The sequence below is a fragment of the Paenibacillus sp. D51F genome, from assembly GCF_053345695.1.
Map to the genome: position 1 here is coordinate 22,740 of NZ_JBKFAO010000023.1, position 8,987 is coordinate 31,726.

12 protein-coding genes and 1 rRNA gene are annotated in these 8,987 nt (G+C 55.1%); 2 read left to right on the forward strand and 11 right to left on the reverse strand.

Annotated features, from left to right (window positions below):
• Positions 1-85 precede the first annotated feature (85 nt).
• Positions 86-340, forward strand: coding sequence for an AbrB/MazE/SpoVT family DNA-binding domain-containing protein (locus tag ACLBWT_RS22955; protein WP_048746960.1), 255 nt, complete (start codon positions 86-88; stop codon positions 338-340).
• 206 nt (positions 341-546) lie between these two features.
• Here the strand turns inward: ACLBWT_RS22955 and rsmI are convergent, their stop codons facing one another.
• From rsmI to ACLBWT_RS23005, 10 genes are all read right to left on the reverse strand, one after another.
• On the reverse strand, positions 547-1,419 hold the full coding sequence (gene rsmI / locus ACLBWT_RS22960; RefSeq protein WP_447665390.1) for a 16S rRNA (cytidine(1402)-2'-O)-methyltransferase: 873 nt from the start codon (positions 1,417-1,419) through the stop codon (positions 547-549).
• Positions 1,397-2,173, reverse strand: a complete 777-nt coding sequence (locus tag ACLBWT_RS22965; RefSeq protein WP_447665398.1) for a tRNA1(Val) (adenine(37)-N6)-methyltransferase — start codon at positions 2,171-2,173, stop codon at positions 1,397-1,399. The genes rsmI and ACLBWT_RS22965 overlap by 23 nt, the downstream gene beginning before the upstream one ends.
• A gap of 95 nt (positions 2,174-2,268) precedes the next feature.
• On the reverse strand, positions 2,269-2,670 hold the full coding sequence (locus ACLBWT_RS22970; protein ID WP_447665399.1) for an initiation-control protein YabA: 402 nt from the start codon (positions 2,668-2,670) through the stop codon (positions 2,269-2,271).
• Between the two features lie 45 nt (positions 2,671-2,715).
• Entirely contained in the window at positions 2,716-3,519 is an 804-nt protein-coding gene (locus ACLBWT_RS22975) for a PSP1 domain-containing protein (RefSeq protein WP_447665391.1), read from the reverse strand.
• Between the two features lie 4 nt (positions 3,520-3,523).
• Positions 3,524-4,504 carry a DNA polymerase III subunit delta' gene (gene holB, locus ACLBWT_RS22980; protein ID WP_021878484.1) on the reverse strand — a complete coding sequence of 327 codons (981 nt, stop codon included), beginning with the start codon at positions 4,502-4,504 and terminating at the stop codon, positions 3,524-3,526.
• An 18-nt stretch (positions 4,505-4,522) separates the two neighbouring features.
• Complete coding sequence (locus tag ACLBWT_RS22985) at positions 4,523-4,966, reverse strand: YaaR family protein (protein WP_447665392.1); 444 nt, start codon at positions 4,964-4,966, stop codon at positions 4,523-4,525.
• A 30-nt stretch (positions 4,967-4,996) separates the two neighbouring features.
• Positions 4,997-5,326 (reverse strand): cyclic-di-AMP receptor, encoded by a 330-nt coding sequence (locus tag ACLBWT_RS22990; protein ID WP_048745308.1) that lies wholly within the window; start codon positions 5,324-5,326, stop codon positions 4,997-4,999.
• 60 nt (positions 5,327-5,386) lie between these two features.
• A complete protein-coding gene (gene tmk, locus ACLBWT_RS22995) occupies positions 5,387-6,016 on the reverse strand; it encodes a dTMP kinase (RefSeq protein WP_447665393.1) in 630 nt (209 codons plus the stop codon).
• A gap of 185 nt (positions 6,017-6,201) precedes the next feature.
• Entirely contained in the window at positions 6,202-7,725 is a 1,524-nt protein-coding gene (locus ACLBWT_RS23000; protein WP_447665394.1) for an aminotransferase class I/II-fold pyridoxal phosphate-dependent enzyme, read from the reverse strand.
• Positions 7,726-7,811: 86 nt separating this feature from the next.
• Positions 7,812-8,003, reverse strand: a complete 192-nt coding sequence (locus ACLBWT_RS23005) for a sigma factor G inhibitor Gin (RefSeq protein WP_447665395.1) — start codon at positions 8,001-8,003, stop codon at positions 7,812-7,814.
• Positions 8,004-8,201: 198 nt separating this feature from the next.
• On the opposite strand from ACLBWT_RS23005, the gene ACLBWT_RS23010 reads away from it, so the two are divergent.
• Positions 8,202-8,741, forward strand: a complete 540-nt coding sequence (locus tag ACLBWT_RS23010) for a transposase (protein ID WP_447665396.1) — start codon at positions 8,202-8,204, stop codon at positions 8,739-8,741.
• Positions 8,742-8,889: 148 nt separating this feature from the next.
• Here ACLBWT_RS23010 and rrf read toward each other — a convergent pair.
• Positions 8,890-8,987: ribosomal RNA gene (gene rrf, locus ACLBWT_RS23015) — 5S ribosomal RNA — on the reverse strand; the annotation flags it as partial.

The following is an 8,987-nucleotide window of genomic DNA, read 5'->3' on the forward strand; positions in this document are numbered from 1 at the left end:
GGAATGGTTGGTATTATTAAAATCATAAAAAGTAGTTTTATGTCGAACGTTGACGAAATAAATCAAGAGAGGCTGGTCGCCCATTATGATGAAATCCACCGGTATCGTTCGGAAAGTTGACGAGCTTGGCCGCGTTGTTATTCCAATCGAGCTGCGCCGTACGCTTGGAATCGGCGAGAAAGACGCTCTGGAAATTTATGTAGACGGAGAACGCATCATGCTCAAGAAATATGAGCCGGCATGCATCTTCTGCGGCAACGCGGAGAACGTCGCATACTTCAAAGGCAAAATCGTCTGCAATTCCTGCCTTTCCGAAATGCCTACCCCTGTGACAAAATAAGCATAATCAGTTATACTTAACTTTAGCAACTTTAACCAAGGTATTTCTAACCTTTTTATACTCCTACCTTGCCTTCCTGAGCTGGCGACAGCCCGGGAAGGTCCTTTTTTTATTCCGGGCGGGTCTCCTGTGCTTCTTCAGCCTCCCGCTCCATTTAAAGTTCGCTTTTTGCGAAACACTGTCACGAGGCTGGCCGACAAGCCGGCTTATTTGCGCATGAGCTCGTTGTAGACATCCCGTTTCTGGAGCCCCCGGTCTGCGGCGGTTTTCCGAATGGCTTCCTTTCTCGGCTCCCCTTGCTCTTCGTACTTGGATGCATGCTCTTCCAGGCTGAGTCCTTCCCACCAGGACGGGCCTTGCTCCGCCGCTTCATCTTCTCCCGCTCCCTCGACAACAAGACAGTATTCCCCGAGCGGCTCGTTCTCCTCCAGCCATTGTTCGCATTCCGAGACGGTTCCCCGAACGGCTTCTTCATGCTTTTTGGTCAGCTCGCGAATCATCGCCATCCTTCGATCGCCGAGCACGGCCCGAATTGCAGGCAGCGTTTTCGCTACCCGGTGAGGCGATTCATAGAACAGCAGCGTGCTGTCCAGCCGCTTCAGCCCGAGCAGCCAGTTCTCCAGCGATTTCTTGTCCCGGGGAGGAAAGCCGGCAAACATGAAGCGTTCTGTGGGCAATCCCGAGATGATGAGCGCGGCGAGCGCGGCATTGGCTCCCGGCACGGGTACGACGGGAATGCCCCGTTCCACGGCATCCTTCACCAGATCGGCTCCCGGATCGGATATGGCGGGCATCCCGGCGTCGCTCACGAGCGCGATGCTGCTTCCTTCCTCCAGAAGCCGGATAAGCTCAGGGCCGCTGGCTGCTTTGTTATGCTCATGATAGCTGACGAGGCGGCCGTCGATCTCGAAGCGGCTGAGCAGCTTGCGGGTCTGCCTCGTATCCTCCGCAGCAATCATGGAGACTTCCTTCAGGATGCGGATGGCCCGCATCGTGATATCCTCCAGGTTGCCGATCGGCGTTGCGACCAGATAAAGCGTGCCGCAGCTGTGCTCCTCAAAGCTCTTTTGCCTGTTCATCCGCAGAGCCTCCTTTATGTCCATAGTAAATTTCCATGATTTCCTGACTGTATCGCTCCTTGTCCGCATAGACGATCAGCGGCGGCTGCAGCCTCAGCGAAGGCTTGGCATCACGTACGGCTTCAATCAACACCATATTCGCTTCGGAGCCGGCATGGGGATGTACGAATCGAAGCCGCTTCGGCTCCAGCTTCCAGCGGGTCATCGATGCCAAGATTTCCACGAGACGCCCTGGCCGGTGCACCATACATACTTTGCCGCCGGTACGGACCAGCCTGGCGCAATTCTCGACAATTTCCTCCAAAGTGCCGTGCACTTCATGACGCGCGACCGCATAATGCTCATTGCCGTTCCGGTCTCCCGTAAGAGGAGGCATATAAGGCGGATTGACGGTCACAGCATCATAGCTTCCCCAGCCGAGCTCTCTTGATTTCTCGCGCAGATCTCCCTCTACGATCCGAATCCGCGTTCCCATTCCGTTGATTTCCACGCTGCGGCGAGCCATGTCGGCGAGGCGAGGCTGAATTTCCACGGCATCGATTGAAGCGCGGGTCCTCGTCGTCAGCAGCAGCGGGATGACCCCGTTGCCGGTGCATAGATCCACGATTCGTCCAGAGGGCGGAACTCCGGCAAAATGCGCAAGAAGCACCGCATCCATGGAGAAGCTGAACACTTCCCGGCTCTGGATGATGCGAAGCTCATGTGTAAGCAGATCGTCCAGCCTTTCGCTTGGCTGCAATTCGATATCCAAAATGCTTCCTTTCCCCTTTCCGGCCTCTCCCACTTGGAAGGAACCCAAAAACCTCTGCGACGACAAAGAGGACCCGCTCACGGGTCCCTTGGTCTGCATTATTTATTCAGGAACGACAGGCAGAACAGGCAGTCTCCTTCAGTACGGAGATGACCATAGTACACGTTGCAAATATGGAAGCCTTCGTAATAAAGCCTTGCCAGATTATCGTGTCCTTCTCCAACCGCCTGCGGCAGTTCCTCGGTCAAAGCCCCCGAATCGGAAGCCAGCTGCCGGGCAGGAGCCGATGAACCGGAATGCACCGGCTGCATCGCCTTCTCCGTGTGAGGATTGGTTTCCTTCCTCAACACCTTGCGCAGTTGCCGATTCTCGATCGAGAGCTGTTTGTTCGCCTCCACCAGCTGCTTGACGATTTGTTTGAGCTCGCCTAATTCCTTGTGAAAGCCGCCCATTCTAGTTTCAAGCTCATCCATATGAAGGAAAAGATCTTTATTCTCCAAGAACTCACACCCCAGAGCTTTCATGCATGACGTTCAGGTTCATTTTCATTTTACAACAACATCGTCGATCGGCATTTCTTTCGGTCTTCCGCTGATCTCGAACAGCTGGACGTAGACGCTCTTGGAAGCCGCATTGATGCCGGTAACCCGTCCTTCTCCGAGTGAGGTGACGACGGTCTTGCCGATGGCGGGCATTTCCTCCCGCACGCTTTCGTAGTTATCATGCTCAAATTTCAGGCAGCACATGAGCCTTCCGCATAATCCCGATATTTTCGTCGGGTTCAGCGACAAGCTTTGATCCTTGGCCATCTTGATGGATACGGGATCGAAATCGCCCAGCCAGGAAGAGCAGCACAGAACGCGTCCGCAAGGACCGATGCCTCCGAGCATCTTGGCTTCGTCGCGCACGCCGATCTGTCTGAGCTCGATCCGGGTACGGAATACGCTGGCCAAGTCCTTGACGAGCTCACGGAAGTCGATCCGGCCTTCTGCCGTGAAATAGAAAATGATTTTATTGCGGTCAAACGTGAATTCGACATCCACCAGCTTCATCTTGAGCCCATGCGCGCGGATCTTATCCAGGCAGACCGAGAACGCGTTCTGCGCGGCGCCTCGATTCTCCTCGACGACCTTGGCGTCCTGATCGCTGGCGATGCGAATGACTTTTTTGAGTGGGAGAACTACATCCGATTCGTCTACCTGCTTCTGTCCGACTACGACTTTGCCGTATTCCACACCCCTGGCGGTTTCCACAATAACGTGATGGTCCGTGCCTACGGGATGCTCGACGGGATCAAAGTAATAGATCTTGCCCGCTTTTTTGAAGCGGACACCGACGACATTATACAAGGATTTAACCCTCCTGTAGACGTACCAATAATTGCTCTATGGCGAGCTGGGGAGCCACATTGGCCTTGATCTTCCCCGCTGCCTCCATTGCATGCTCCATGCACGAAACCCAGTAAGCGGCCGGCTTCGTGTACGCATGCTGACTAATCCAATCCAACTGATCTATGAAAACCATCTGTTCAGACCTTCCAGCCTGATAATGAATCATGTCTCTGAACCATAACACCAATAAAGACAGTAGCAGCTGCGAGCTCGAACCCAGATCGGCCTTGATCAGCCTCTGCTGGACGGTCACCATGCCCGCAGTGAATCGGGAAGTGCTCTCCTTGCCTAATTGTATCACTACATTTCGGATTTCTGCAAACCCAATCTGTTCTATTACAGCGCGGCATCCGTCGAGGCCGGAAGCCAAATGGACGGCTGCGCGGACATGCGCGGCAGGATATCCTTCCTGCGCGAGCTGCTCCAGCATCTCCTTGGGCGAATAGGGCAAAAAAGGGACCGGCTGCGTACGGGAAGCAATAGTGGGCAGCACGGCTCCGGCATGCGTCGCGAGCAGAATCGCTACTGTCGGAGAGACAGGCTCTTCAAGGAATTTCAGCAGGCTGTTGGAGGCGGGAGGAGTCATCGATTCCGCTTTCTCCATGATATACACCTTGCGCCGGGAGGGATCCGCTGTCCGATAGGACATCTCCCGCTGCAAGTCGTCAATTTGTCCAAGCTTGATTGAATTGCCATCCGGAGCGATCCGGTGAAGATCAGGCTGATTGCCATGCTCGAACTTGCGGCATTCCAGGCATTCTCCGCAGGCGTCGTCTCCGCCAGCCGTGCAGAACAGAGCCTGGGCAAAGGCAAGAGCCGTCTGCAGCCTGCCCGTGCCTCCCGGCCCGTGGAACAGATAGGCATGCGATACCTTGCCGCTCTGAAGCGCATGCCGCAATATTTGCTTGGCCTTTTCCTGGCCGGGGATTTCCGCAAGTCTCATAGCTGTCCTTTCCTCGCTCTAAAATAACAGGTTGATCAGCAAGCCGCGGATGTCTCCGACGCGCTGCAGCAGCTCCATGCGCCCTTGCTCGCTCAGCAGCAGCTCATCGGCCATGGCGAGCAGGCTCTCGTCAATCTCGTCCAGCAGCTTATGCCGCTTGATCCTGCCGCGCCGGTCCATGCTGCGCACATCCTTGATTCCGACGCCGCGTCGAACGGTCATCTCCAGGAACTGCTTAACCATCGCTTTGTAGGCTTTCAGCTCGCGCATCGTCATCGAGCGGGAGAGACGCTCTCCCTGCTGCTGGATATCCTGCAGCTTCTGCTCCAGCTCTTCTCGGCTTCGGCTTTGGTCCTGATAGCGCATCGCATCGGCGAATGATTTGGACTGCACCGGCTTGCCCGCCGCGCTGTCTCTTGCGCGATCCTGCCCCAGCGGACGCCAGCCCGGATCGATCTTCATCTGCGCACGCTCCTGTCAGGTAGATCTGAATTAGAAATGTTCAAAACGCTCCACCGGCATGACGAATACGGCGGCACCGCCAACCTGAACCTCGACCGGGAACGGGATATACGAATCGGTCGTCCCGCCCATAGGCGACACCGGCGTCACGAGCTGGTCGCGGACCTTGCAGTTGGAACGGATGCAGTGCAGCACTTCATGCACTCGCTCATCCTCGATCCCGATCATGAACGTGGTGTTGCCCGCCTTCAGGAATCCTCCGGTGCTCGCCAGTTTGGTGGCACGGAATCCTTCGCGGACAAGAGCGTTCGACAGACGGTTGCTGTCCTTGTCTTGTACAACGGCAATGACTAGCTTCATCCTCATTCCTCCTATTTGTTTAGATATAAAATTGGACAAAACAGGCCGAATTCCTGCTTGTCACATCGATAAAGCGGCCATCGCGTCGATTAATACCGATTCTGGCGATTGCTCCGCATCGATGCGGACGATCCGCCGCGGGTGCATCTCCAGAAGCTTCAGATATCCGGCGCGCACCTTGGCATGAAAGGACTCCCGTTCCAGATCGAGACGGTTGATTTCCCTTTCTCCCGCCTTGGCGATCCGCCTCAGGCCGATCTCGACCGGCAAATCCAGAAACAGCGTCACATCCGGCATCCAGCCTTCGATCGCAAACCGGTTGATTTCTTCAATGGCGCTCATTCCAAGGCCGCGCGCATATCCCTGATAAGCGAGGCTGCTGTCGATGTAGCGGTCGCATATGACGGTCATCCCCGCCTCCAGCGCCGGAATGACCTTCTCTGTCAGATGCTGCCTTCTAGCCGCCGCATACAGGAGCGCTTCCGTCCGGCTGTCCATTCCGGTGTGCGTCCGGTCCAGGATGACCTCTCGGATCTTCTCGGCAATAGGAATGCCTCCGGGCTCCCTCGTTGTCAGGACTGCATATCCTTGCTGCTCCAAGCCAGCGGCAAGGGATTGGATCAGCGTCGTCTTGCCCGCGCCTTCCCCGCCTTCTATCGTAATAAACCTTCCTCGCTCCACTTGTAACATGCTCCCTGCTCGGTTTTTACCTATCATACCATGACCGGCGCCGCTTACCTATCGGAATGCTTCTAGAGCCGAGTTTTCCCAGCATGGGAAGACAGTGAGGCGAGCCTAATTCTGCCGCTCATTTCCGGACCGGGAAGGAAAGCAAAGCAGCACCCCTCTCATTCCCAGAGACCAAATAGAGCGGCTCACTCCGAGGAAGGAAGACGGACTGCGATGCAGCCCCGGTCCTCATCGCTCATTCCTTGGAATCTGGCTCCTGCCTTCAGCAGCTTCTGCATATGAGCCGCCGTTTCAGGAGTTATCCGCTCTCCCTCATAAACAAGCGGAATTCCCGGCGGGTACGGAATGATTCTCTCTGCGGCAAGCCGGCCTGCCGAATCCTTGATCATCACCTTTTCTTCTTGATCCGGACTCCTCTTGCTTCGCCTGAGCAGCACCGGCAGCGAGACAACCTCTGCGCGGCTTTTTTCCGATTCCGGTTGCGGAGAGAGAATGCGTCTGCTGGCGGCTGGCTGGGCCAATCGATTAACGGAGGCGATCTCCTCAAGAGCGGCAATAAGCGCATCGGCATCTTTTGCTCCACTCCTGGCTCCAATGACAAGAACGACATAACGGACATCCGCCATCTCCGGCCAGCAGCCGCGTTTCTCAAGCTCCTTCTGCAGCCTGAACCCGCTTAGACAGCCGCTGGCGTCCTCTAAGACGATTCGGAGAGGATCCAGCCGCAGCTCCTCCTGCTGCAGCTCCCGTTCCAACAACCGGAAGGGATGCAGCGCATTGTGATCCGATGCCCAATCCCGGATTCGCTTCGCGGTCTGTAATCCAGGCTCAAACCAATTCTCGCCATAGATGCCGACCTGGGCGCGGGCAGCGTCCAGCGAGGCCAAGATCGGGAACGACGGCGAAGAGCTTTGAATCATCGTCAGCGCCTGCTTGACGCTTGAACGATCCAGCCTCTCTCCTTGCATATGAAGCATGGCTCCCATCGTAAGGGCAGAGAGTGTCTTGTGCGTGGACTGGACAACTCCGTCAGCCTCTGCCTGGAGCGCTGATCCGGGGAAGGAGGGGTGCAGCCCGTAATGAGCTCCGTGGGCTTCATCCACCAGCAGCACCGCACCGGCCTCATGAATATAATCCGCATAAGGGCGAAGATCGGCCGACAAGCCGTAATAGTTCGGATTCGACAGGAACACGGCTTTGGCCTCCGGATAGAGGGCGAGCCCCTCTTGAATCGTCCGCAAGGAGGGAACCGATCCTATTCCGGTGTGCTCGTTCATTTCTGGAGCCAGGAATACTGCTTTGGCCCCGCTTAACTGAATGCCGTTCAGAACCGATTTGTGGACATTGCGCTGGACGAGGATCAGATCCCCCGGAAGACAGGTTCCGATGATCAGAGCCATATTTCCCGACGTGCTTCCGCCGACCAGGAAGGAGGTTTCCTCTGCCCCGAAGCATTCTGCCGCGAGCAGCTGAGCTTCCAGGATCGCCCCGCTCGGATCATGGAGATCGTCCGTGCTTGCCAGCTCGGTCACATCGATTGCCATGACCATGTCGAGCCACTGCGCATTTCCGGAGTTCTCAGCCCCAGCATGATCAAGAACAGTCTTGCTGCCGGTTCCCCCTTTGTGGCCTGGAACATGGAAGGAGACCGGATTGCGGGCTGTATGGGAGTTCAACATAGCGAGAAGAGGAATATTCGTTTGATTCATAAAAGCTTTCCTTTCGTTTGCATTCATTTCTTCCATTGTAATGAAAAAAGAAGCAAAAAAAAGCTTTCTTCCCGCAGGAAGAAAGCTCAGACATTCTTATGCACCCATATTTGCTTCATCTGATGGACATAAAAGGGGTATTTCTCGTCCTTTACATCCGTCTGAACCATTTCATTCTCGCAACTGCCGCAAATGAATTCCGATACGATATGAAGTCCCTGGTCCTGGGGCTTGAATTGGCCGCATACGATGCATTCACACAAAGCGTCCTCATGCATAGTCCATCCGCCTTTCGTTCAAGTACAATGATATTATCAGGATCCCCTGAAATCTATTAATCCATACATGTAAATTTCGTATAAACGTCTTCCTACACCATATTCAGCCTGCGTCTGCCGGTGCCTATCCCAATTAAACTGAACCAAGTTCCCGGCTCGACCGATAGTAAAGAAGAGTCCCTAATTAGGAGGAGCAGCATGTTTCAGCCTTTGTCCGAGCAAAAGGAAGCTACGATCTATCAGTACCGGCTTGTCCGCAAGCTGCATTTTTCACCTGCACTGGTCCGCTATCATTGGGCTGTCGGGCTGCTTCTGGCAGTTGCATTGCTTGTCCTGTCTCCGATCAGCAGCGTGGCCGGCTTGGCAGCAGGTATGCTGTTCATACCCCTTCTTCATTTCGCTCTGATCCGGTTGATCGGACTGCGCAGCCATCATGAGTTCAAGTCTCGAAGATGGACCTGGAGATTTGCATTTCCCCTCGTCGGCTATCTTCCCGAGCTCCCTGTCGAGCTGGCTGCCTTCACCCGCCTGCAGTTTCATCTGCTCTGGACAGGGCTGTGCTGCATCATGCTGTTCTATCCCTGGCTGCAGCCGGAAACTCTGTCTTCCCTGCTGCTTGTCCATTTCTGGCTGCTTGCGCCTCATCTGACCGCCGTTTTCTTTCTCCTGAAAGAAAGAAGGGATGGCGTCGTCAAGCTTCCCTGGGAAGAGCCCTATTATTTGTATTATCACCGATAAGCGTCGGAAAAAGAATCTCTTTTTATTACCCGCACAACCTCCTGCAAAACAATAATCTCCCATTCAAGGGGGATTATTGTCGCATTATGCCATTGAATATCAAAAAAAGCCTGACCGGCGATTGCTCGCGGATCAGGCTTCTCTCTATGCTTGGCGACGTCCTACTCTCCCAGGACCCTGCGGTCCAAGTACCATCGGCGCTGGAAGGCTTAACGGTCGTGTTCGGGATGGGTACGCGTGGTTCCC